Here is a 24,889-nt window from a genome sequence, read left to right on the forward strand (position 1 = left end):
GCTAAATTTCGTTTACGCAATTTTATTTGCGCATAGGAAATTCGTCAATCATGCCTTCTCACGAAATTTCATCCCCCGCAGAACCCGATGTGCAATTCGGCCTCGCCGTGCGGTCCCGCCGCTCGCAGCTCGGCATCACGCTCGACCAACTCGCCGAAGCCAGCGGCGTATCGCCCGGCGCACTCTCGCGCGTGGAGCGCGGCCTGCTCGGCGCGAGCCTGCGCAACGCGCTCGCGATCGCACGCGGCCTTGGCTGCGAACTTGGCGAGCTGATCCAATCGGAAGGCGAGGTGCAGATCACGCGCAAGGGGGAATATCGGCGCTACGTGCATGAGGAATCGGGCGTTGAACGCCTCGCTCTCGCCCACCCCTCGCCGGGACTCGAGCTGGTGCAATACCGCTTGCCGCCCGGTGCAGAATCAAGCCACTTCGCCGCCCACCGCGCGGGCACGCGCGAGGTATTCCATATTCTCGAAGGCGATGTGCGCGTGTGGATCGGCCAGGAATCCGTGCTGCTCAACGCGGGCGACACCGCCGTGCTAGACATGGACACCGAACACCGCTTCGCCAACGAAGGCCGCAAGACTGCGCGGCTCATGCTGCTGGTAATTGCCCCAATGAAATGACGCGCACGGACACAGGCCCACGACCTACAATTTCGCAACTCACCGAGCACAACGCACACCGTGATTCAGCGCATACAAAGAAGCACTGAATCACTCCTCCCCATTTCAAAAGAATGACCAGCACCATGCGAGACAACCCGGCCAGCAGCGCCACTGCAAACACGACCACCACCACCGAATCCATCGTCAAGGACGAAAAAGCCAAGCTCGATTTCAGCCGCGACATGAGCTATGGCGACTACCTGCATCTCGACGAGATCCTGAACGCTCAGCACCCCTTGTCGCCCGCGCATGACGAGATGCTGTTCATCGTGCAGCACCAGACCAGCGAACTCTGGATGAAGCTCATGCTGCATGAACTGCGCGCCGCCATCGCCGCCATCGCAGGCGGCACCCGCGCCGACGCCTTCAAGATGCTCGCCCGCGTGAGCCGCATCATGGAACAACTGGTCAGCGCCTGGACCGTGCTCTCCACCATGACCCCGCCCGAATACTCGGCCATGCGCCCTTACCTCGCCAATTCGAGCGGTTTCCAAAGTTATCAATACCGCAGCATCGAGTTCTCACTGGGCAATAAGAACGCCGCCATGCTCAAGCCCCACGAGCACCGCAGCGACCTGCTCGCCCAAGTGCAAACCGCCTACGAAGCACCCTCGCTCTACGACGTATCACTCCAACTGCTGGCCCGCGAAGGCCTCAACGTCCCCGCCGACCGCCTGCAACGCGACTGGACACAACCCTATGAATACAGCGAAGGCGTAGAAGCCGCCTGGCTGGAGGTCTACCGCGATCCGCACAAGTATTGGGACCTCTACCAGCTCGGCGAAAAACTCGCGGATATTGAAGACGCCTTCCGCCTCTGGCGTTTCCGCCATGTGACCACCGTGGAACGCGTGATCGGGTTCAAACGCGGGACGGGGGGGACTGGCGGGGTGAGTTATCTGCGGAAGATGTTGGAGGTGGTTCTGTTTCCGGAGATTTGGCGGTTGAGGACGGCGCTTTGAGATGAGGTGAAGGCCTCTGCCCGGCCACGATGGGACGTTCAAGGCTCGCCCACAATTCTGAGCAACTCAGCCACCTAACGAAAGTACATTGATGCCCTTGTACACCTACATCGTTTCCTACAAAGGCGCTACCCACGTAACGCAGGGAAGTCACAGCAACTATCGAGGATTCATTTCGACTTGGTGTTCGAACATTCCTTCCGGCGCGCTTCCAGCTCTGACTCCAGCACTTCTGAAAGAACTCGCTTCAAAGGCATATGGCGAGTTCTCCACTGTATCGAACATCAAGCATGCTTGGCGCAAGTCAATTGACGTCGGTGGAAGCGAGTGCATCGTGGTCGTCGTTCAAACTCAGCAGGAGTGAAGTCGCTTGAGGCCACCAAGGCCTGCGGCCAGCAGCGTTCCTTAGCGACAGTTCCGACGAGTCTTCGCCGCAGGGTGAGGCTGACTGGTGCATGTCAGCCATGGAGCAACCGCTATCACTGCTCAGGGTCGACAGCCACCCCAACTCAAACAGCAGCCGATACACATCGCGTAGTCGGCCAGCAGTTGCTGCACGTCACCCCAGCGGCAGTACAGCGTGGACGAGGTTACGCCCGTGTGGGGGCAACGAGCGGAACGCTCAGGCCCTCATTCGATTGCGATGCGCTGATCAATCAAGCTGCCGCAGCGGCCTCTTCAAACGCCTCGTCCAACTGCCTCACCCAACGCCCCTTATCCCCCACCGACGCAAAACTGGCATAAATGCTGTTGAACGCCAACTGGTAAGCATGTTGCGCCGTAAGCCCTGGCACTTCGGCAAAGAGGCGGGTGAAGTTGGTGTTCATGTAGCCGCCGAAATACGCCGGGTCGTCGGAGTTCACCGTAGCGACGAGGCCTGCTTCGAGCAGTTGTTTGATGTTGTGATCGGCCAGCGTGGGGAACACGCAGAGTTTTTCGTTGGACAGCGGGCAGACGGTGAGCGCGATGCGGTCCTTGGCGAGGCGTTGCATGAGTTTCGGGTCGCGCACGGATTGCACGCCGTGGTCTATGCGCTCCACATGCAGCACGTCGAGCGCGCTCCAGATGTATTCCGGTGGGCCTTCTTCGCCGGCATGGGCGACGAGATGCAGGCCCTCTGCCTTGGCCATGGCGAAGACGCGGGCGAACTTTTCGGGCGGGTGGCCGACCTCGCTGCTGTCGAGGCCTATGCCGATGAATTTGTCTTTGTACGGCAGCGCTGCCTTGAATGTGGCGATGGCGGCTTCTTCAGACAGGTGCCGCAGAAAGCACAGGATCAGCGCGGCAGAGATGCCCTGCTCACGCTCGGCATCCCCGCAGGCGCGGTGCAGGCCGTTGATTACCACGGCTATGGGCACGCCCCGGTCGGTGTGGGTCTGCGGGTCGAAGAACATCTCGGTGCGCACGACGTTGTCAGCCACGGCGCGGTCGAGATAGGCGCGCGCCATGTCGTAGAAATCCTGCTCCTTGAGCAGCACGCTCGCACCGGCGTAGTAGATGTCGAGAAAGCTCTGCAGATCGGTGAAGGCGTATGCGCGGCGCAGCGCTTCGACGCTGTCGTAGGCGAGCTTGACGCCGTTGCGCTCGGCCAGCGCGAAGATCATTTCAGGTTCGAGCGAACCTTCGATGTGCATGTGCAGTTCGGCCTTGGGCATGGCCTTGAGCAGCGCGGGCAGACGTGCGGGATCGATGGCGGATACTTGGAACGTCATGATCAGCAAACTCCAAAGGTGATGCCGCTGGCCTTGAGGTAACGGCGGTAGGCGGAGGACATGCGGTCCGCCACCGAGTGCATTTCCGCACGTGGATCGAGCGGCAGCGCCTTGGGTAATTGTGACTCCAGAACCGGCTGGTCCTGCACAAAAATCGTGTGCTGGAATTCACGCAGTTGCGCGTCGGTCGATTCAAAATCGGCCACGGCCAAACGGAACCACACGCGCGACGTGTCGGCCGTGAGCGGGCAGATAAACAGGCCGATGGCCTCGCGCCAGCCCTGCTTGGAGCTGCCCTCTTCCGGGATCTTGGTGAGCACTGCCGTGTAGGGAGCGGTCACTTCGTAGGTGTACTCGACCTCGGCGGCCTGCGTGGAATGCAGATTGGACTGCGGCTGCACGGCCTTGCATCCCGTGGCGAGCACGCCAGTGGCGGTGTTCTCGACCTTGTAGGTGGCCATGGCCGTCGCGTCGCGGCTGCCGAGCCAGCCTTCGTGCACGAAGCCAAAGTGCGACATGTCGAGGAAATTCTCGATGATGCGCGGCGCGCTCGCGGCCACGTCGTAAGGGCCACAGTTCACCTTGCGCAGATGCGCATCTTCCTCGCCGACGAAGCGCGGCAGTTCTGTAGCCGCCTCGCCCTGTTCAAGCCACACCCAGACGAGACCGTAGGCCTCCTGCACATCGAAGGCCTTCACGCGCTGCGTTGCGGGCGGAACGAAGTCGGGCACCGCTGGCACCTTCACGCACTGACCGCCCGATGCGAACTGCCAGCCGTGGTATGGGCATTCGAGATGACCATTCTCGACACGCCCCATCGACAGGCGCGCACCGCGATGCGGGCAGCGGTCGACAAAGGCCTGCACGGCGCCTTCGTTATTGCGCCAGAGGACTACTGGCTGGTCGAGCAATTGCACGGACAGTGGGGCGTCTTGCAGCACCTCGTGCGATTGCGCGACGGGGTGCCAGAGGGTGTTTTCGATCATGGGGAGGACTACCTGAAATTCTTGTATGCCAACAAAAAAGCCGCCCTGGGGCGGCCTTTGGAGCGTGCTGGCGATCTTACGCCAAGAGTGCTGAAGCGCGCTGGTTACAGGCCTTTTGGCCCCGTGTGACGGTTGGCTGATCGTCAGCCAGCAAGTACCCGCTTCAGGCCTGCCTCACACCATCACATACAGCTTGCGCACCTTCTCGCGAATGTCCCATACGCCGCGTGTGAACGGGGGGAAGAACAGCGTGTCGCCCGCCTTGAATTCGATGCTCGGCTCGTCGTCGGAATCGGGCATGAAGCTGCCCGAGCCTTCGAAGATGTACATCACTTCGCCGGTGTCCACCGCGCGGCGGAACTGGCCTTCCGCGCATTCCCAGAAGCCGGTGTCGACGGCGGGCCTGTCGGTGATGGTCACGTCGAGCGTGCGCAGCTGACAGGCGGGCTCGCTCAGCGGGATCGCCACGGTGCCACTGCTCACGAGCGATGCGAGGGCTCTGTCGTTGGAAATGACTTGAATGCTCAAAACCGGAACTCCTTCTTTCTAAAAATCGTATGTTGGATGGGATGTGGTGCGGCTAGTCGAGCGCGCGCACCGAATTGTTCAACGAACGCGCGCAGGCCAGCAGCGAGGGGCCGAGGCGCTGCTCGGCTTCGGCCAGCGTCCAGCGGCTGGTGGGCGCGACGATGTGCACCGCCGCCACCGGGCGGCCATGGCTGCCGAGTACGGGCGCGCCGAGCGTCATGTCGCCGAGGAACAGCTCTTCGCGGTTGATCGCATAGCCGCGCTCGCGGGCCTCGCGCAGGTCGCGCATCAGCGCGTCCTCGTCGGTGATGGTGAAACGCGTGTGCGCCACGCGCTCGCTTTCGCGGATGAGTGCAAGCGCCTCCTCATCGGGCAAGGCGCTGAGCCATGCACGCCCCGAGGCGGTGCAGTACATGGGGATGCGGCTGCCGATCGGCATGTGCACCGGCACGAACTGCGCGCTCACGAAGCGGGCGACGTAGACCATCTCGAGCCCGTCGGCCTCGGTGAGGCAGGTGGTTTCGGTGGTTGCGTTGGTCAGCTCCGAGAGATAGGGGTTGGCCAGATCGATGATGGGATTGGCCGCCAGGTAGTTGAAGCCGATGCGCATGACGCGCGGCGTGAGCTGGTAGCGCCGAGTCTTGGGGTGCTTGCGCACAAAGCCCAGGCTTTCGAGCGTGAACACCATGCGCTGCGCGGAACTCTTGCTAATGCCCGCGGCCTCGGCCAGATCGGCCAACGTCATGCTGCGCCGCTGCGCGCTGAAAGCACACAGTACCGCCAGCCCCTTCTCCAGAGACTGGTTAAACAGCGGATTCGAATCTTCCTCGGGCGCAGGCTGGGTCGCTTTGGTCATGGGATGCGAGTTTATCTCCACATCTTAAATATCGAATATCGATACGACAAAATCTAATAGTGGTTATCACCTATTCATATATGAGTGTTTCGAATCGATGATTGCACGGTTCTTGCTAAGTTGTCTGCGCGGCAATCACACGGCAGGTTTCGCCCCGGAAGTCCGCACCCGACTGGTGAATTGCCAACGATTCATCACCTTCCCATTCAGTCTGTCCAAGGAGTCTTCACATGCCATCCTTCATCCGTCCCGCTCTGCGCCTCGCACTCGGACTCTGCCTCGCCTCCACGTTCAGTTTCGCCGCAGCGCAAGGCGCCGCACCCGCGAGCTACAACGTCGGAGCGACGGCCACCGGCATTCCATTCACCTTTCTGGACATCAAGAGCAACAGCATCCAGGGCATGATGGTCGACACCGCGCAGGCAGTGGCCAAGGCCGGCGGCTTCCAGGTCACGGTGCAGCAGACGGCCTTCGCCGCGCTGATTCCCTCGCTCACCTCGAACAAGATCGACATCATCTCGGCCGCGATGCTCAAGACGGCCGCGCGCCAACAGGTGGTGGAATTCAGCGACCCGGTGTATTCGTATGGCGAGGGCCTGATGGTCAAGGCCGACGACAACCGCAACTACCCCACGCTCGATGAGCTCAAGGGCGAGGTCGTGGGCGCGCAGGTCGGCACCATCTTTGTCGACATGCTGCAGAAAAAGGGCATCTTCAAGGAAGTGCGCACGTATGACTCCGTGGCCGACATGTCGCGCGATCTGGCGCTTGGCCGCATCAAGGCTGCCATCGGCGACCAGCCCATCATGGTCTACCAGATCAGCCAGAAGGCTTTCCAAGGCGTGAAGATGGCCAACGGCTACAAGTCCACCAATGTGAGCGACGTCTGCCTCATCGTGCGCAAAGGCGACATCGACACACTGAACCGACTGAACAAGGCCATCGCCACCATCAAGACCGATGGTTCGCTGGCCCAGATCGTCAAGAAGTGGGGCATCTGAAGTCCGCTGAAGACTGCGTTACCTACTGCGTTATCCCATGCAAGATTTCATTCAACACGCGCGCGATTTCCTGCCGATCCTGCTGCAGGGTGCGGTCGTCACGGTGCAGGTCACCGTGCTGTCGTTCCTGCTGTCCAGCGTGCTCGGTCTGGTCCTCGCGCTGGGCAAGCTCTCGCGGATCAAGGCGGTTTCGGTGGTGTCCTCGACCATCATCAACGTCATCCGTGGGCTGCCCATCATTGTGCAGCTGTTCTACATCTACTTCGTGCTGCCGGACTTCGGCATCCAGCTCAGCGCCATGCAGGCGGGCGTGATCGGCCTCGGTATCGCGTACTCGGCGTACCAAGCGGAAAACTTCCGCGCGGGCATCGAAGCCGTCGATCCCGGCCAGCGCGAAGCCGCGCTTGCGATGGGCATGCGCCCGGCCATGCTGATGCGCCGCGTGATCCTGCCGCAGGCGTTCCGCATCGCGCTGCCGCCCTACGGCAACACGCTGGTCATGATGCTCAAGGACTCGTCGCTGGTCTCCACCATCACCGTGGCCGAAATGACGCGCGCCGGGCAGCTGATCGCCTCGTCGACGTTCCAGAACATGACCGTCTACACGCTCGTGGCCCTGCTCTATCTGGCGATGAGTCTGCCACTGGTGGGCATGCTTCGCCGTCTTGAAAAGCGATTTGGCGTGGGGAAGAGAAAGCCATGATCGAGATAAAACATCTGGAAAAGTCCTTCGGCGACCACCGCGTGCTGCATGACGTGAGCCTGAACGTGCAACGCGGCGAAGTGGTCTGCCTGATCGGCCCTTCGGGCTCTGGCAAGTCAACGGTGCTCCGCTGCATCAACGGCCTCGAAACCTATCAGGGCGGCGAGGTGCGCGCGTTCGGCGAAGTGGTCAACAGCGCGGCCAGCAACATCCACCTGCTGCGCCGCCGCATGGGCATGGTATTCCAGCGCTTCAACCTGTTCCCGCACCGCACGGTGCTCGAAAACGTGATGGAAGGCCCCGTGCAGGTCAAGCGCGAGCCCAAGGAAAAGGTGCGCGAAGAAGCCATGGAGCTGCTGCGCAAGGTGGGGCTGGTCGAGAAATCGCACGCCATGCCACCGCAGCTTTCGGGCGGACAGCAGCAGCGCGTGGCGATTGCCCGCGCACTGGCGATGAAGCCCGAGGCCATGCTGTTCGACGAACCCACGTCCGCGCTCGACCCCGAGCTGGTCGGCGATGTGCTTGAAGTGATGCGCCAGCTCGCCAACGAAGGCATGACGATGATCGTCGTGACCCATGAAATGGGCTTCGCCCGCGAAGTGGCCGACCGCGTGTGCTTTCTGCACAGCGGCAACATCGTCGAAGAAGGCCCTGCATCGCAGGTGCTCGGCGCGCCCACACAAGCACGCACGCAGGACTTTCTGCGCCGCGTGCTGCACGCCCCCATCGAGAAGGTGGCGGCATGACAGCGACGCTGACAGCAGCGAGCATTGCGCCGGACCGCTCCGTTCGGTCCGTTTCCTCGCATCCCACGGCCGATTCACTGTGGGCCGCCACCGCGCCCGCCGCACCCGAAACACCCGCGCTGGCCGAATCCATCAGCACCGATGTGCTGGTGATCGGCGCGGGCTACACCGGCCTGTCGACCGCGCTGCATCTGGCCGACACGGGCGCGAGCGTCTGCGTGGTCGATGCGCACGCACCGGGCTGGGGCGCATCCGGCCGCAACGGCGGCCAGGTCAATCCGACGCTCAAGTACGACCCCGACGAGCTGATCCGCATGTACGGCGCCAAACAGGGCGAGGCGCTGATCGAGACCGTTTCGGCCTCAGGCGATCTGGTGTTCGACCTGATCGCCAAACACCGGATCGATTGCGCCCCCGTGCGCGCCGGTTGGCTGCAGGTGGGCTACACCGAAGAGGCCGTTGCGGGCATGCATGCGCGTGCGCGGCAATGGGAAAAGCGCGGAGTGTCGGTCGAGATGCTGGGCCGCGCCGAACTCACCAAGCGCATGGGCACGAACGCCTTCGCCGGTGGCTGGCTCGACGGACGCGCGGGCGGCATCCAGCCGCTGGCCTACGCACGCGGCCTCGCGCGCGCAGCGCTGGCACAGGGCGTGCGCGTGCATGGGCAGACGCCGATCACAAAACTCGAACGCCAGGGCAACCACTGGATCGCCACCACGGCCCAAGGCCACCAGATCAAGGCGCGGCAAGTCGTCATCGGCACCAATGGCTACACCGACGGCCTGTGGCCCGGCTTGGCGCGCACGGTCCTCGCGGCCAACAGCTTCATCGTGGCGACCAAGCCGCTGGGCGCCAAGGGCGCGGGCATTCTCGACAAGGGCGAGACCGGCTCCACCTCGCAACGCCTGCTGCTGTACTTCCGCAAGGATGCGCAGGGCCGATTGCTGATGGGCGGACGCGGCCACTTCGCCGATCCGCAAGGCGCGCCGGATTTCGCGCATCTCGAACGCTCGCTCGAACTGATGTTTCCGCAGCTTGGCAAGGTCGAGTACGAATACCGCTGGGCCGGTCGCATCGCCGTCACCCGCGACTTCATGCCCCACATCCACCAGCCCGCCCCCGGCATCACCATGGCCGTGGGCTACAACGGCCGTGGCATTGCGCTCGCGACCTGCATGGGCCAGCAAGTGGCAGCGCTGCTTGATGGCAAGAACGCGCAGTCCTGCCCGTTCCCGATCTCGACCATCCAGCCGATTCCGATGCACGGCCTGCAGCGCTTCTACATCGCAGCGGGCGTGGCCTGGTACAGCCTGCTGGATCGCATGGGCAAGTGATCCGGACTGCGCACGCGGCCTGATTCATCACGAAAACGCCCAGTGCATCGCATCGGGCGTTTTTACTTTTGTGAGCCCCAACTGCCCTCTTCCGCATCCCATGGGTTCAAGCCTGTCACGCCACGCCAATTGTTAGCAAAACTACAATCGCCATGCATTTGTTGTAGTTTCTAAATATTGAAAGTAAATTACCAGTCTGACGACTTGAGCGGCTGGTGATCGGCATTTTTCTGACGTACTGGCAATCAAGTTGATGAGATGCGAGTGATCTGTTTCTTTAACGGACGCAGACGCATCAACTGACCAACCCATCTTCGATTGGCCATGACAAAGAACAAACCCGTACAAGAGAGAGATTCCACGGCACGGCAGCGTATGCACGCTGCACAGAAGCCCCCCGTTCTTGCCTACAGTGCCCTAGCCGTTGCGGCGGCGCTGGCTTGTCATTCGGGAGCGAGCATGGCGGCCAACTGTGCAAGTGCAACCAGTGACAGCACACAAGGGATCTGCGCGAATCAAGCCTTGCTTGTTGCCAAACCAAACGTCGACGGCACATTCACCCCCTATTCAGGCACCTTTCAAGATTGGTCAAACGCTCCTGGATTTAGCGGAACAGCCATACCCCAGCTAGGCACGAACACCATAGTCCAACCTGACACCCGAAGCTTGCGTTACGCCACTACGGATAGAGGTGTTTACACGGAATTGCCAATCAAAGTGGTTCTGAATGGAGCGGAACCAAATCGCGTTTTCATTGCTGGGCAAACCAATAACTACAACTGGGGTAGTCTGGACCTACGCGGAGGCGCCTCGGGATGGGCTAGTTACACCGATATGCAGGTACCAAGCACAGTGGGATCGCGAGCCATTCTGACAGTGAATTCCAAATGGTTCATGGATTACCTGCGATTGGATCAGACCTCTGCCATCGGAGGCGGTTTAGGCAATCAAATTGGTCTGGTTTCAGAAAGCGCCAGCAGCGTGTGGTTGAAAGACAGCAGCATCGTCATGAATGCGCTGGATGGAACGGGTCTATGGTCTTGGCGCACTGCCGCCGCAACCATCGATGCGCAGCGACTTCACATCGCCACCAAAGGCGATGGATCGAACAATGTTGCAGCAAGAACTGGCTCGAGGACTACGGTCGATAGTGGTCAGTTATACAGTTCGGGCAGTCGCAGCGTGATTGCAGTGGCCAGCGCGTCCAGAGCCTATCTGAACGGCAACTTCATCGCTGGCGGCGTTGTGCTTGGCAACAAGCGGCTGACCAACTCTTGGAACGGTAGCCCCCCAGAAACCGCGCCTTCAGGTTGGCCGCAGTATCTGGAAAAAGCGGACTGGACAAGCTATGGCCGCCCTGTGGATGCGGCGGGCAACAATGTGGAGGCCAATGTAGCGCAATACGTGGCGTCTTCGGCAATCAACAATTATGCGGTTCTGGCAACTGGCGTTCAGGATGCCATCAGGCTTGACCGCGACGCAAACGACACACCCAACACCATCCACATGTTCGGCGCGCAGGACAATCACGCGCTGTTTGTGGAAGGCGCCAGCCCTAATTCCGGAGGTCTGATCACCTCGCGCGGCACCGTCATCACCACCCACAGTCCGGGCTCGGCTGGCGGGCGAATCAAGATGCTAGGCAACCTGCTCATCGACGGCAACACCATCACCACCGAAAAAGACAACGCCCACGGCCTGTGGGTGACCGGCGGCCCGAGCGGAACGCTCAGCACGCCATATAACGCGAGCACGATCATCACCAAAGGCGCGAAGTCGCATGCAATGCGTGCGGACGCAGGCGCGCAACTAGTGTTTGATGACAGCGCGACGCCGCACACTTTCCTGCCCGCAGCCACATCGAATGTCTCAGGTGCAGGCTCGGCGGTTTTGAATTCCGATGGCACGGGCACGTTGGTCCGAGTTGCTACTGCACAGTCGCTTGCCATGAGCATGACGGCTGAAAAGCAGGGCAACATCAACTATGGCGCGCTGGCGGAAAACGGCGGACAGATCACGTTCTCCGAAGGTGCGGACAGCGGCGGCACGGCCTTGTCTGCCAATTCGGGCGGGGTGCTGTATTTCGCGAGCGCGACAACGGCACCAGACGCTGCGGGCTCGCGTGTGCAGCTCAACGCGAGTCAGCTGAGTATTGATTTCACCGCTGTGCGCATCGGTTCGCTGGAAGGCGATGCGGCAAGCGCGGTCAGCATCGCTGGAGCTAGCTCGCACCTTGTTGTAGGCCCGGACAACAGCGCGGGCGATGGCTCGCGCATGGCAAGCACGATTTACTCTGGCACGATCCAGGGCGCTGGCAAGTTGACGGTGGCTGCGGGCAACAGGCTGATGCTTGCCACGAGCGGTGCCGATACGCACACGGGCGTCACCACCATCGGAGGATCGGGTGCGAGCAAAGCCCTGCCTACCAATCCAACGGCCAGCGTGTTGAGCGCGGGTGCGGCCAACGCGTTCTCTGCAAGTTCCGACTACGTAGTGCTGAGTGACGGCGCGATGGATGCCAATGGCCTTGCGCAGACCGTCAAAAGCCTCGCCAACGCGGGTGTGGTGAGCCTGCCCGCCAACACGAATCCTCAACCCACCACGGTGCTCATGAGCAGCGGCGCATACATCGGCAACAACGGCACGCTGGTGCTGGGAACGCAGCTCGCAGGCGATGGCGCGCCAAGCGATAAATTGGTGGTGGGCGGCGCAATTACAGGCACCACGCAGATCGATGTGCAGAACCTGGGCGGAGCGGGCGCACAGGCTCCCGTGGGCATCCTGGTCGTGCAGGGCACAAGCCCATCGCCAGCCAACGCCTTCGCGCTTGCGCATGCCGTGGCGGTAAACGGCTTTGTCTACCGCCTGCAGCAGGTGGGCAACAACTGGTACCTGCAGACCGTGGCCGCACCCACGATCACCACGGCCACGCCGGGTAACTCGCAGGCCGTGCTCACTATTGATCCGCCCGGCAATCTGCCCACAGGCGTGACGGTGACAGGCTACAACATGAACTGCACGCCCACCACCGGCGGCGCAGCGGTGACGGCCAACGGCGCCAGCCCCCTGACCATGCCCGGCATGACCAACGGCACCACCTACAACTGTGTGACCACCGCCACGCTGAGCGACGGCACGGTCACGCCGCAGTCCAACACCATGCAGGTGACCCCGCCCATACTCACCCCGAGCATCACCGGCACCGTGCCCGGCGACACCAAGGGCACGGTCACGATTGCGCCGCCCGCCAATCTGCCGAGCGGCGTCACCGTGAAGGACTACACGCTGACCTGCACTCCCGCCACGGGCGCGCCGGTCACCGTCACCGGCAGCAGCCCCATCGCGCTGACGGGCCTGACCAACGACGTCCTCTACACCTGCACTGCCATCGCCAACTTGAGCGACGGATCAACCAGCGCTGTGTCCGCACCGGCCAGCTTCACGCCAACCGCCAAAGCACCGGCCACCACCACACCGGTGCCGGTGATGGGGCCGCTTGGTGGCTCTCTGATGAGCCTGTTTGCGATGGTGTTAGGCGCAGCCGAGCTGCGTCGTCGCAAGTCAGCAAAGCAACGCGTGGATTGTTGAGCGATTGAGGCACGCAGCGCCCGCTGCTGCCGTCGACTCCAAAAACAAAAAGGCCGCTTCATCAAGCGGCCCTTTCTTCGCAGGGTGCGACGGTAATTACTTGCCGCCTGGCACCTTGCCTTCAACACCCTTGACGTAGAAGTTCACACCCTTGAGGAACGCGTCATCGGCCACGGTGCCGGAAGCGATCAGCTCCTTGCCATCCTGACCGGCAATAGGGCCCTTCCAGATGCTGAAGGAACCGTCTGCCAGACCCTTCTTCACTTCTTCGACCTTGGCCTTCACATCGGCTGGAATGTCGTCGGCCATCGAGACCATGTCGATCGCGCCTTCCTTCACGCCCCACCACGATTGCTGGGTGGTCCACTTGCCTTCCAGTGCATCCTTGGTGGTCTTGATGTAGTAGCCAGCTGGATTGAAGATGGCCGAACCGAGGTGGGCCTTGGGGCCGTAGGCGGTCATGTCGGAATCCCAACCGAAGGCACGCTTGCCCTTTTCTTCGGCGGTCTTGAGCACGGCTGCGGAGTCGGTGTTCTGGAACAGGACGTCGGCGCCGCCGTTGATCAGCGAGGTCGCGGCTTCGGTTTCCTTGGGTGGTGCGAACCACTCATTCACCCACACGACCTTGGTCTTGATCTTGGGGTTCATCGACTGCGCGCCCAGCGTGAAGCTGTTGATGTTGCGCAGCACTTCGGGAATCGGCACCGAACCGACCACGCCCAGCGTGTTGGACTTGGTCATCGCGCCAGCGATGATGCCAGCGAGGTAGGCGCCTTCATACGTGCGGAAGTCATACGTGGCGGAGTTCGGGCCGCTCTTGTAGCCAGTCGCGTGTTCCCACTTCACTTCGGGGAACTCGGGGGCCAGCTTCTGGATGATGTCCATGTAGCCGAAGGTCGTACCGAAGATCAGCTTGTTGCCCTGCGTGGCCATGTCGCGCAGTACGCGCTCAGCATCCGCGCCTTCGGGCACGCTTTCCACATACGTTGTCTTGATCTTGTCGCCGAATTCTTTCTCCAGCGCCTTGCGGCCAGCATCGTGCGCGAAGGTGTAGCCACCGTCACCCACAGGGCCCACGTAGGCGAACGCGATCTTCAGCGGCTCAGGAGCCGCAGGTGCCGGTGCCGCCGCAGGCGCAGGAGCCGGTGCGGGCGCGGGAGCTTCCTCCTTCTTGCCACAGCCAACCAGCGCGGCGGCAGCCACTGCGGACAGCGCAGCAACCTTGATCAAAGAACGTTTTTGGAGATCCATCATGTGAGATTCCTCTGTTGAATAGTGGGAGAGCGCAAAAACCAACCAACCTTTCGATCAGGCGACACACACCCGAGTCAGGTCAAAGTTCGAAACGTGTTGCAAATATATGCACAAATCGGGCCAAGCTCACAGAATATGAAGGAATTTTGACCGCATGTTGTTTACAAGCGAGCAAAAAACAGCAGCCAACACCCCTACCCGCGGCCCCGATCCCGCCAGCCGGAACGAACCTGCGAAGCGCAGCGGGCGCATGAACCTACAGCCACAACGCCAAGACAGCCCCTCAGGCTAGGCGTGAAGCCGCAGACAGTATGTGCATACGGCAAGGCTTCGACAACGACGCATGAGGGGCTGTATTGGCGCCTCAAAACGACTAACCAGCGAAGCCGATCAGGCTTCGTAAATCACAAAAAACAAAAACCAAAAAAGACAAAGAAGGCCCTCACCCCAGCCCTCTCCCGCAAGCGGGAGAGGGAGAAAGAGGAAGGGCCTGACAGGCGAAAATTACTTCGCGCCTGGAACGGTACCCTCAATACCGTTCACATAGAAGTTGATGCCGCGAAGGAAAGCGTCGTCGGCCACGGTGCCGGTAGCCAGTACTTCCTTGCCTGCGTTGTCCTTGACCGGCCCGGTCCACACGGCAAACGACCCATCCTTCAAGCCAGCACGCGCCTTCTCGACCTTGTCCTTGATTTCCTGAGGCACGTCGTCGGCGATCTTCTTCAGGTCAATCGCGCCCTCCTTCACGCCCCACCAGAAGTTGCCTGTCTGCCACTTGCCGGCCAGCTTGTCCTCCACCACCTTGGTGTAGTACGGAGCCCAGTCGATCACGGCGGAGCCCAGGTGCGCCTTCTGTGCGAACGCGCTCATGTCGCCGTCCTTGCCAAAAGCGCGCACGCCGCGCTCTTCGGCGGTCTTGAGCACGGCGGGCGAGTTCGTGTTCTGGTACATCACGTCCACGCCGCCGTTGATCAGGCTGGTGGCGGCTTCGGATTCCTTGGGCGGTGCGAACCATTCGTTCACCCACACGACCTTGGCCTTGATGCTCGGATCCACGCTCTGCGCACCCAGCACGAAGCTGTTGATGTTGCGCACCACTTCAGGGATAGGTACCGAGGCGACCACGCCCACGGTCTTGGTCTTGGTCATCGCGCCGGCCACGATACCGGCGAGGTACGCGCCTTCAAACGTCTTGGTGTCGTACACGGCGACGTTGTCGGCTGTCTTGTAGCCGGTGGCGTGTTCGAAATTCACGTCCTTTAAATCAGTCGCGACCTTCTGCACGAACTCCTGATAACCGAAGCTGGTCGCGAAAATCAGCTTGTTGCCCTGACCCGTCATGTCGCGCATCACGCGCTCGGCGTCGGCCGATTCGGGCACGCTCTCGACCATCGAGGTCTCGATCTTGTCACCGAACTTTTCCTGAATCGCCTTGCGGCCCAGCTCGTGCTGGAAGGTCCAGCCGCCGTCACCGATGGGGCTCACGTACATGAAGCCGATCTTCAGCTTGTCGGCAGCGGGCGCGGGTGCTGCAGCCGGTGCGGGAGCTGGCGCGGACGCCTCTTCCTTCTTGCCGCAGGCGGTCAAGGCGGCGACGGACACAGCCGACAGGCCGATCATCTTGATCAGAGCACGCTTGCTCACATTACGCATGAATGAATCCTTCATTTTCAAAAATTGGCAGACGACAAAAACGGACGTGTTGTGCTTGTAGTATTTGGTTGTTCACTCACGACCCGGGATAGAACGGCTTGCCGAGCGAGGCTGGCATGTTCGCGCGAATCCAGGCGGGGTTTCGCGAGATCAGCACCAGCACCACGATGGTGGCCAGATACGGCAGCATCGACAGCACCTGACTCGGCACCTGCACGCCCGTGGCCTGCAGGTGGAACTGCAGCATGGTCACGCCACCGAACAAGTACGCACCGAGCAGCACGCGCGCGGGGCGCCAGGTGGCAAACGTGGTGAGCGCGAGCGCAATCCAGCCGCGACCGGAGACCATGCCCTCGACCCACAGCGGCGTGTAGACCGTCGAAATGTAGGCACCGGCCAGACCGCACATCGCGCCGCCGAACATCACCGCCATCAGGCGGATGCGGCGCACCCGATAACCAAGCGCGTGCGCCGAACTGGGCGACTCGCCCACCGCGCGCAGCACCAGACCGGCACGCGTGCGGTAGAGGAACCAGATCATCGCGATCACCAGCACAACCGTGAGATACACGATGGGATGCAGCGTGAACAGCGCAGGTCCGAAGACCGGAATATCGGCCAGACCGGGAATCGCGTACTTGGGCAACTCGGGCAGGCGGGCCTGCACGTAGTTCAAACCGATGAAGGCCGAAAAGCCCGTGCCGAACAGCGACAGCGCCAAACCCGTCGCGTACTGGTTGGTGTTCAGCCAAATCACCAGCAGGCCGAAGACGCCCGCGAGCAAGGCGCCCACCAGCATGCCCGCACCAAAACCGACCCAGGTATTGCCGGTGTGCACCACCGTGGCGAAGCCTGCGATGGCGGCGCACAGCATCATGCCTTCAGCGCCGAGATTGACGATGCCCGATTTCTCGTTGATCAACAGGCCCAGTGCGGCGAGCGCCAGCACGGTGCCCGCGCTGAGCGTGGAGCCCAGCAGCAATGCATACGATTCCATCACTGGCCTCCCTTCACGGCGGCAGTAGTTGCCTTGGTGCCGGACGAAACCCAGCGAACGCGGTAGGCCACCAGCGTGTCGCACGCCAGCAGCGTGAACAGCAGCAAGCCTTGGAACACGCCGGTCAGCGACTTGGGCAGGCCCAGACGCGACTGGGCGAGTTCACCGCCGATATAGAACATGCTCATGAGAATCGCGGAAAAAATCATGCCAACCGGATGCAGGCGGCCCACAAAGGCCACGATGATTGCGGCGAACCCGTAGCCCGCTGGCACATAGGGCGTGAGCTGGCCGAGCGGCCCGGCCACTTCAAGCGCACCCGCCAATCCGGCGGCTGCGCCCGAGATCAGCAGCGCCGTCCACAGCGCGCGGCGCGAGGAAAAGCCCGCATAGCGCGCCGCCGCCGGAGCGATGCCGCCAACCTGCAGCGCAAAGCCCGCACGCGTGCGAAACAGAAACACCCACAGCAGCGCCGCACCCACCAGCGAGATGACCACGCCGATGTTCATGCGCAAACCTTGCACGAGTTTGGGGATCTGCGTGACGCGCTCGAACGCCTTGGTCTGCGGGAAGTTGTAGCCCATCGGGTCCTTCCACGGGCCGTAGACCAGATAGCCGAGGAACAGCGTGGCGACGTAGACCAGCATCAGGCTGACCAGAATCTCGTTGGCGTTGAACCTGTCACGCAGCAGCGCCACGATGCCCGCCCACACCATGCCGCCGAGCATGCCGGCGACCAGAATCGCGGGCACGATCCATGGGCCGGTAGTCTTGTCGGCCAGCAGCGCAATGCCCCCCGCGGCCACTGCGCCCACGACGAACTGCCCTTCCGCGCCGATGTTCCACACATTGGAGCGAAAGCACACAGCCAGCCCCAGCGCGATCAACAGCAGCGGCGTGGCCTTCATCGTGAGTTCGGCGAGCGCGTAGCCCGACTTGATCGGCTCCCAGAAAAAGGCCTGCAGGCCACGCGCCGGGTCCTTGCCCAACAGCGCGAACAGGCACACGCCGATCACCACGGTGATGACGAGCGCCAGAATCGGCGAGCCGTAGGTCCAGTGTTTCGACGGCTGCGGACGTTGCTCAAGCTTGAACATGCTCGCCTCCCGCCTTAACGGCATTCGTGTCCCAGAGGCCGCTCATCCATTCGCCGATCATTTGCACGGTCGCATCCTGACGAGCAATCGAGGGCGACAGCTGCCCCTTGGCCACCACATGCAGGCGGTCACAGATTTCAAACAATTCGTCCAACTCCTCACTGAGCACCAACACGGCGCAACCAGCGTCTCTCAAGGCCAATATCTCGCCGTGGATCTGCGCCGCAGCGCCCACGTCCACGCCCCATGTGGGCTGCGAGATGATCAGCAGACTGGGCTGCGCGTCGATCTCGCGGCCCACGATGAATTTCTGCAGATTGCCGCCCGACAGCGACTGTGCCGCCGCCTGCGGCCCGCCCGCCTTCACGTTGAAGCGCGCAATGATGTCGCGCGCCTGCTGCTGCAGCACGCCCATGCGAATCCAGCCGCCCTTGCCGAGCGCCGTCTTGCGGGTGAGCAGCAGGTTGTGCGCGAGGCTCATGCTTGGCACCGCGCCGCGCCCCAGTCGTTCCTCGGGCACGAAATGCAGGCCGAGTGCACGGCGCTTGCCCGGCCCCATGCGGCCCGCGTCCTTGCCCGAGACCTGCACCATCGCAGGCTCGGCGCGCGTGTCTTCGCCCGACAGCGCATAGAGCAGCTCGCGCTGGCCGTTGCCGGACACACCGGCGATACCGACCACTTCGCCTTCACGCACCTGGAAGTCGATGCCCTGCAGGTCGATGCCGAACTGGTCGAGCCGTGGCAGGCTGAGCTGCTGCACCTTGAGCACGACCGGGCCGACGTTGGGCTGGCGGTGTTCGAGCTTGGGCGGCTCCGAGCCGATCATCATGCGCGAGAGCGAGGCATTGGTTTCCTGAGACGGATTGCACACGCCCGTCACCACGCCGCCGCGCAGCACCGTGCAGGCCGTGCACAGCGAGCGGATTTCATGCAGCTTGTGGCTGATGTAGAGAATCGAGCAGCCCTCGCTGGCCAGACGGCGCAGCACGACGAACAGCTTTTCGACGGCCTGCGGCGTGAGCACCGACGTGGGCTCGTCCAAAATCAGCACACGCGGCTTGGTGAGCAGCGCGCGGATGATTTCAACGCGCTGCATCTCGCCCACGGAGAGCGTGTGGACCGGGCGATGGGGATCGACCTCGAGGCCGTAATCGCGCGCCGTGGCATCCACCTGCTTGATGACCTCGGCCAGCGGAATGCTCTTGTCGAGACCCAGCCAGACGTTTTCGGCCACCGTCAGCGTGTCGAACAGGCTGAAATGCTGGAACACCATGGCGATGCCGAGCGCCCGCGCCTCCTGCGGATTGCGGATCTGCACCGGCTTGCCATCGACGACGATGGTGCCCTCGTCGGGCTTGACCGCGCCGTAGATGATCTTCATGAGCGTGGATTTCCCAGCGCCGTTCTCGCCCAAAATGGCGTGGACTTCCCCCGGAAGCACCGTCAGAGATACCCCGTTATTCGCAATGACAGCGGGGTATCGCTTGGTAATACCTGTCAGTTCCAGTCTTGGCACTGATGTGGGTGAAAAATTCTGTTCGGACAAAGTCATACAACGAGATTGTCTCAAAGTTGTTAATGGTTATGCATCAAAACAGGCATTCCATGCACTGCTGGCATGCTCTGGCTGCTACGAGTTTTTCTGCCGACGCGCCTCATGACTTGCGCAGGGACAGCGCGACTTCGCGCACGGTGTTGCGCAGCCAGATGGCCGCAGCCGAGTGATGAGAACGGGAGTGCCATAGCTGGTAATAGTGAAGCGGTTGGAATTCGATGGGGCAAGGCAGGAGGGTGACTGGCAACCGCCCCTCGAAACGCTGGCAGAACTGCCGCCCGGTGGTCAGCACCAGCAGGCTGGACGCGACGATGTCGGGAATCAGGCTGAAATGCGCGCAGCGTGCGGCGATGTTGCGGGTGAGCCCGAGCTCGTCGAGCTGCAGATCGATCACGCCCTTGGCCCCCGGATAGGTGGGCGTGGGCGCAATGTGCTCGGCGCTCAGCCAGCCGTCGCGGTCCCAGCCCCGGCGCACGACCGGGTGATCGCTGGAGACCATGCAGACCACCTCGTCGGAAAACAAGCGACCGAGATGCAGCTCGTCGGGCGGCTTGGGCCAGTTGGCGATGACCAGATCGACATCGCCCTGCGCGAGATGTGCCTGGTAATGCACATCGGCCGACAGCGGCAGCACCTCGATGGGACACAGCGGCGCAGCGGCCTTGATGCGGGCAACGAGTCGCGGCAGGAACAGCGGGTCCAGATAATCATTGGCCATCACGCGAAAGGTGCGCGTGGCGGTGCGCGGATCGAAACCCCGCGCATCGGAGAACAGCGCCTCGGCCGAGCGCAAGATGTTCGCGGCGGGCTCTACCATGCGCAATGCCGTGTCGGTAGGCAGCATGTTCCCGCCCGAGCGCACCAACAGCGGATCGCCCGACAGATCGCGCAATCGCTTGAGTGCAGCCGACACCGCTGGCTGGTGCATGCCCAGACGGATCGCTGCTTTGGAGACGCTTCGTTCAATCAGCACGGTATGAAGGACCCTGATGAGATGGAGGTCTATCTTGTCGAAAAGGTTTTGTTCTCTCATACGTGGAGCCGCATTCACGCCATATGTATTGGCTTATATTGTGGGTATCGGAGCGGCGCGGAGGCTGTGGCTTTACCAACAACGAAAGCAAGATGCGAGCCCGCGTGAACCCTGCGTTTTGCGCCAATGTGGGGATGGTTTCCACTGGCGCTCATAGTGTTGCAGACATTGGCGGTATATCGCCATTCATATATCTACCGAGCCGTTCCGCACTTACCCTTACACCATCGCTCACTCGACCCACGACAGATTCGCCCCTATGAGCCATATCCGCCCCTTGCGCTTTATCCGTCGCGGCCAAGTCGTGACATTGAACGGCGTAGCGCCAGACCGCACGCTGCTGGAAGTGCTGCGTGAAGACCTCGGCTGCACAGGCACCAAGGAAGGCTGCGGCGAAGGCGACTGCGGTGCCTGCACCGTGGTGCTCGGCAGCGAACGCGAAGGCGCCGTGCACTACCAGTCGGTCAACAGCTGCATCCGCCTTGCGCATTCCGTTGACGGCATGGCGCTGTGGACGGTCGAAGACCTGGTCGCCGATCCGCTGATCCAGCCCACCGAAAAATCCGCCAGCGACCTGCACCCGGCCCAGCAGGCCATGGTGAACTGCCACGGCTCGCAATGCGGCTTCTGCACACCCGGTTTTGTGATGAGCATGTTCGGCATGTACCAAAACCATGTCTGCAAGGGCCAGGCCATCACGCGCGAGCTCGCGGTCGAAGAGCTCTCGGGCAACCTCTGCCGCTGCACCGGCTACCGCCCGATCTTCGACGCGGCGCAGAGCATGGCCGAGCTGCCGCGCATGCAGGTCAACGAGCCGGAACTGCTCAAACAAATCAACACGCTGAAAACGAATGCGCCGTCGGGCGACGCGACCTATCTCGCACCTACAACGTTCAATGAACTGCTGCGGGCACGCGCCGCACATCCCGACGCGCTGGTGGCCGCAGGCACGACCGACGTGGGCCTGTGGATCACCAAGATGCACAAGCAGTACGCGCAGATTCTGGACGTCACCCGCGCCGAGGAACTGCGCCGCATCACCACCGATGCGCAGCAGATCCACATCGGCGCAGCCGTCTCGCTGACCGATGCGTTCGGCGCATTGGTACAGCACTGGCCGCAGCTGCACCGCTTCGCCACGCGTTTTGCGGGCATGCCGGTGCGCAACTCCGGCACGCTCGGCGGCAACGTCGCCAACGGCTCGCCGATTGGTGACTCCATGCCGCTGTTGATCGCACTCGGCGCAAGCATCACCCTGGCGAGCGTGCGCGGCGAACGCAGCGTGGCGCTCGAAGACTTCTACACTGGCTACCGTAAGAATTTGCTGGCCGCAGACGAACTGCTCACCGCCATCCATGTGCCGCTGCCGGTGGCCAACCAGCAACTCGCGGCCTACAAGATTTCCAAGCGTTTTGATGACGACATCTCTGCGGTCTGCCTCGTCATTCAAATGCAGATCGACAACGGAGTGATCTGCGAGGCCCGCATTGGCGCAGGCGGCGTGGCCGCCACACCGGCGCGCGCGGTGCAGACCGAAGGCCTGTTGAACGGACAGGTCTGGAGCGAGGCGCTGGCGACGCAGGCCGGCCAATCTCTGCAAGCGGAGTTCAACCCCATCAGCGACATGCGCGCAAGCAGTGCCTACCGCCGCGAGATGCTGGGGGCCCTGCTCCAGCGTTTCTGGCTCGAGACTTCCGGCACATTGTCGAAGGACCCCGCACCCTCGCTTGCCACACTGCAACCGCTGGAGGTATCGCCATGAATACCCGCGCATCCGCATCCGAACTCAGTGCCGCACAACCCGCTGTCGGCTCATCCCACGCCCACGAAAGCGCGCGTGCGCAGGTCGCGGGCGCAGTGAGCTACATCGACGATCTCCCCGAGATCAAGGGCACGCTGTACGCCGCACTGATTCTCTCGAACGTCGCACACGGCAGGCTCGACGGCGTGGACACGAGCGCCGCGCTCGCCATGCCCGGCGTGTGCGATGTCGTGCTCTCCAAGGACATTCCCGGCGACAAAATCCTCGCCGCGTTCGCGCACGACGAGCCGGTCTTCGCCATTGACACAGTCCAGTTCGTCGGTCAGGTGATCGGCCTCGTCGTCGCCGAAACGGTGATGCAGGCGCGCCGCGCGGCGCGAGCCGTCAAACTCCAAATCACGCCGCTGCCCGCGATCCTCACCGTGCCTGATGCGCTCAAGGCGCAGAGCTTTGTGTTGCCGCCGGTCCATGTGCGCCGTGGCGATGCGGCTGCGGCACTGGGCTCGGCCCGACATCGACTGCAAGGCAGTTTCGAGGTTGGCGGGCAGGAGCATTTCTATCTCGAAGGCCAAATCGCCTACGCGCTGCCGCTCGAACAGAAGCAGTGGTGGATCTACTCGAGCACGCAGCATCCGGGCGAGGTGCAGCACTGGGTATCGCACGCGCTCGGGCTGGAGAACAATGCGGTGCGCGTCGAATGCCGCCGCATGGGCGGTGGCTTCGGCGGCAAGGAAACGCAGGCCGGCCACCTCGCCGTCTGGGCCGCCGTTGCCGCGAACAAGACCGGCAAGCCGGTGAAGCTGCGCCTTGATCGCGACGAGGACTTCATGGTCACCGGCAAGCGCCATCCATTCGCATATGAATACGACGTGGGCTTTGACGACACCGGCCGCATCACCGGACTCAAGCTCCAACTCGCGGCCAACTGCGGTTTCAGCGCCGACCTCTCCGGCCCCGTGGCCGACCGGGCGGTCTTCCACAGCGACAACGCCTACTTCCTTGAAGACGTGGAGATCGCTTCGTTCCGCTGCAAGACGAATACACAGAGCCATACCGCATTCCGTGGTTTCGGCGGACCGCAGGGCGTGATCGTGATCGAGTCCATCATGGGCGACATCGCACGCGTGCTGAACCAGGACGCGCTCGACGTGCGCATGCGCAATCTCTACGGCATCGACGAGCGCAACGTCACCCACTACCAGATGAAGGTGGAGGACAACATCCTGCACGCGCTGCTGCCGCAGTTGGAAGCGTCATCCAACTACCGCAAACGCCAGCAGGCCGTGGCCGACTGGAACGCGGGCAGCGCGGTGATCAAGCGCGGCCTGGCGATCACGCCGGTCAAGTTCGGCATCAGCTTCACCGCCACGCTGTTCAATCAGGCGGGTGCGCTGGTGCATGTCTACACCGACGGCAGCGTGCAGGTCAACCACGGCGGCACCGAGATGGGCCAAGGCCTGCACACCAAGGTCGCGCAAATCGTGGCCGACGAACTGGGCGTGCCGTTCGAGCGCGTGATCGTCACCGCGAGCGACACCAGCAAGATCCCCAACGCCAGCGCCACTGCCGCCTCAGCAGGCACCGACCTCAACGGCCGTGCCGCCCAGTTCGCGGCCCGCCATATCCGCGACAACCTGGCAGCCTACGTCTGCGGCCTCGACGCCGTCGGCGCTGGTGCAGTACAGTTTTCCGGCGGCAAGATCATCACGCCCAAGCGCACGCGCGACTGGAACGATGTCGTCAAGGAAGCGTATGCCAACCGCATCCAGCTCTGGAGCGACGGTTTCTACCGCACGCCCAAGATCCACTACGACAAGACCACGCTCACCGGCCGTCCGTTCTACTATTTCGCCTATGGCGCAGCGTGCACCGAAGTCGCCATCGACACCCTCACCGGCGAATCACGCGTGCTTGCCGTGGACATCCTCCACGACGTAGGCCGCAGCATCAACCCCGCCATCGACGTGGGTCAGATCGAGGGCGGCTTCGTGCAAGGCATGGGCTGGCTGACCACCGAACAGCTTGTGTGGAACGACAACGGCCTGCTCACCACGCACGCACCCAGCACCTACAAGATCCCCGCGACCGGCGACATCCCCCAGCATCTCAAGATCGATTTCTGGCACGAGCCCAACCGCGAAGACAACGTAGGCGGCAGCAAGGCCGTAGGCGAGCCACCGTTCATGCTGGCAATCAGCGTGTACGAGGCGCTGCGCAACGCGATTTCGGCGGCGCGCGACGGGGTTGGAGTGAAGGAGTCGGTAACGCTAATTGCACCTGCCACGGCGGAGAATGTGTTGCGGGCGTTGGGGCGGTTGAGGTAACGGGCTCGCAGCCAGTAGCGGACGATCAGCTTTATCGACAAAATTGAAGGCCACAATCTGCACCAAACATGCGCGCACTCTCTCGCGTCGGAACCGGATGTCTTGTCATCGTTATGACAGCGATGTTGTC

The 24,889-nt window shown here is 62.3% G+C and carries 20 protein-coding genes; 10 read left to right on the forward strand and 10 right to left on the reverse strand.

The window, feature by feature from the left end:
- Positions 1-50: 50 nt before the first annotated feature.
- From G7047_RS15745 to G7047_RS15755, 3 genes are all read left to right on the forward strand, one after another.
- Positions 51-626 (forward strand): XRE family transcriptional regulator, encoded by a 576-nt coding sequence (locus G7047_RS15745; RefSeq protein WP_166307272.1) that lies wholly within the window; start codon positions 51-53, stop codon positions 624-626.
- Positions 627-751: 125 nt separating this feature from the next.
- Positions 752-1,630 carry a tryptophan 2,3-dioxygenase gene (kynA, locus tag G7047_RS15750; protein WP_166312093.1) on the forward strand — a complete coding sequence of 293 codons (879 nt, stop codon included), beginning with the start codon at positions 752-754 and terminating at the stop codon, positions 1,628-1,630.
- Between the two features lie 91 nt (positions 1,631-1,721).
- A complete protein-coding gene (locus G7047_RS15755) occupies positions 1,722-1,994 on the forward strand; it encodes a hypothetical protein (RefSeq protein ID WP_166307275.1) in 273 nt (90 codons plus the stop codon).
- Between the two features lie 292 nt (positions 1,995-2,286).
- Here the strand turns inward: G7047_RS15755 and G7047_RS15760 are convergent, their stop codons facing one another.
- The 4 genes from G7047_RS15760 to G7047_RS15775 form a co-directional block, all read right to left on the reverse strand.
- Positions 2,287-3,342 (reverse strand): adenosine deaminase, encoded by a 1,056-nt coding sequence (locus tag G7047_RS15760; RefSeq protein ID WP_166307278.1) that lies wholly within the window; start codon positions 3,340-3,342, stop codon positions 2,287-2,289.
- 2 nt (positions 3,343-3,344) lie between these two features.
- Positions 3,345-4,328, reverse strand: a complete 984-nt coding sequence (locus G7047_RS15765; RefSeq protein WP_166307281.1) for an aromatic ring-hydroxylating dioxygenase subunit alpha — start codon at positions 4,326-4,328, stop codon at positions 3,345-3,347.
- Positions 4,329-4,502: 174 nt separating this feature from the next.
- Complete coding sequence (locus G7047_RS15770; RefSeq protein WP_166307284.1) at positions 4,503-4,856, reverse strand: cupin domain-containing protein; 354 nt, start codon at positions 4,854-4,856, stop codon at positions 4,503-4,505.
- A 52-nt stretch (positions 4,857-4,908) separates the two neighbouring features.
- Complete coding sequence (locus G7047_RS15775; RefSeq protein ID WP_166307287.1) at positions 4,909-5,712, reverse strand: IclR family transcriptional regulator; 804 nt, start codon at positions 5,710-5,712, stop codon at positions 4,909-4,911.
- 230 nt (positions 5,713-5,942) lie between these two features.
- Here G7047_RS15775 and G7047_RS15780 point away from each other — a divergent pair, with 230 nt between their 5' ends.
- The 5 genes from G7047_RS15780 to G7047_RS15800 all read left to right on the forward strand — a co-directional run bounded on the left by G7047_RS15780 (position 5,943) and on the right by G7047_RS15800 (position 13,084).
- Complete coding sequence (locus G7047_RS15780) at positions 5,943-6,713, forward strand: ABC transporter substrate-binding protein (protein WP_166307290.1); 771 nt, start codon at positions 5,943-5,945, stop codon at positions 6,711-6,713.
- Between the two features lie 37 nt (positions 6,714-6,750).
- Entirely contained in the window at positions 6,751-7,416 is a 666-nt protein-coding gene (ehuD, locus tag G7047_RS15785) for an ectoine/hydroxyectoine ABC transporter permease subunit EhuD (RefSeq protein WP_166307293.1), read from the forward strand.
- Complete coding sequence (locus tag G7047_RS15790) at positions 7,413-8,162, forward strand: amino acid ABC transporter ATP-binding protein (protein WP_166307296.1); 750 nt, start codon at positions 7,413-7,415, stop codon at positions 8,160-8,162. The genes ehuD and G7047_RS15790 overlap by 4 nt, the downstream gene beginning before the upstream one ends.
- Positions 8,159-9,496: an FAD-binding oxidoreductase gene (locus tag G7047_RS15795; RefSeq protein WP_166307299.1), complete on the forward strand. Its 1,338-nt coding sequence runs from the start codon at positions 8,159-8,161 to the stop codon at positions 9,494-9,496. The genes G7047_RS15790 and G7047_RS15795 overlap by 4 nt, the downstream gene beginning before the upstream one ends.
- Positions 9,497-10,483: 987 nt before the next feature.
- On the forward strand, positions 10,484-13,084 hold the full coding sequence (locus G7047_RS15800; RefSeq protein WP_166307302.1) for an autotransporter outer membrane beta-barrel domain-containing protein: 2,601 nt from the start codon (positions 10,484-10,486) through the stop codon (positions 13,082-13,084).
- Between the two features lie 96 nt (positions 13,085-13,180).
- Here the strand turns inward: G7047_RS15800 and G7047_RS15805 are convergent, their stop codons facing one another.
- The 6 genes from G7047_RS15805 to G7047_RS15830 all read right to left on the reverse strand — a co-directional run bounded on the left by G7047_RS15805 (position 13,181) and on the right by G7047_RS15830 (position 20,673).
- Positions 13,181-14,338, reverse strand: coding sequence for a BMP family ABC transporter substrate-binding protein (locus G7047_RS15805; protein ID WP_166307305.1), 1,158 nt, complete (start codon positions 14,336-14,338; stop codon positions 13,181-13,183).
- 504 nt (positions 14,339-14,842) lie between these two features.
- On the reverse strand, positions 14,843-15,991 hold the full coding sequence (locus G7047_RS15810; protein ID WP_166307308.1) for a BMP family ABC transporter substrate-binding protein: 1,149 nt from the start codon (positions 15,989-15,991) through the stop codon (positions 14,843-14,845).
- Between the two features lie 76 nt (positions 15,992-16,067).
- Positions 16,068-16,988, reverse strand: coding sequence for an ABC transporter permease (locus G7047_RS15815; protein ID WP_166307311.1), 921 nt, complete (start codon positions 16,986-16,988; stop codon positions 16,068-16,070).
- On the reverse strand, positions 16,988-18,085 hold the full coding sequence (locus tag G7047_RS15820; RefSeq protein WP_166307314.1) for an ABC transporter permease: 1,098 nt from the start codon (positions 18,083-18,085) through the stop codon (positions 16,988-16,990). Before G7047_RS15820 ends, G7047_RS15815 begins: the two co-directional genes overlap by 1 nt.
- A complete protein-coding gene (locus tag G7047_RS15825) occupies positions 18,072-19,637 on the reverse strand; it encodes an ABC transporter ATP-binding protein (protein WP_166307317.1) in 1,566 nt (521 codons plus the stop codon). Before G7047_RS15825 ends, G7047_RS15820 begins: the two co-directional genes overlap by 14 nt.
- Positions 19,638-19,740: 103 nt before the next feature.
- A complete protein-coding gene (locus tag G7047_RS15830) occupies positions 19,741-20,673 on the reverse strand; it encodes a LysR family transcriptional regulator (RefSeq protein WP_166307320.1) in 933 nt (310 codons plus the stop codon).
- A 259-nt stretch (positions 20,674-20,932) separates the two neighbouring features.
- Between G7047_RS15830 and xdhA the strand changes: the two genes are divergently transcribed.
- Together xdhA and xdhB are read left to right on the forward strand one after the other, a co-directional pair.
- The gene (gene xdhA / locus G7047_RS15835) at positions 20,933-22,435 is read left to right on the forward strand and encodes a xanthine dehydrogenase small subunit (protein ID WP_166307323.1); all 1,503 of its coding nucleotides are present in this window, start codon (positions 20,933-20,935) and stop codon (positions 22,433-22,435) included.
- Positions 22,432-24,759: a xanthine dehydrogenase molybdopterin binding subunit gene (gene xdhB, locus G7047_RS15840; protein WP_166307326.1), complete on the forward strand. Its 2,328-nt coding sequence runs from the start codon at positions 22,432-22,434 to the stop codon at positions 24,757-24,759. Before xdhA ends, xdhB begins: the two co-directional genes overlap by 4 nt.
- Positions 24,760-24,889: the final 130 nt, after the last annotated feature.

Origin of the sequence: Diaphorobacter sp. HDW4A, from assembly GCF_011305995.1 — a bacterium.
GTDB lineage: Bacteria > Pseudomonadota > Gammaproteobacteria > Burkholderiales > Burkholderiaceae_C > Diaphorobacter_A.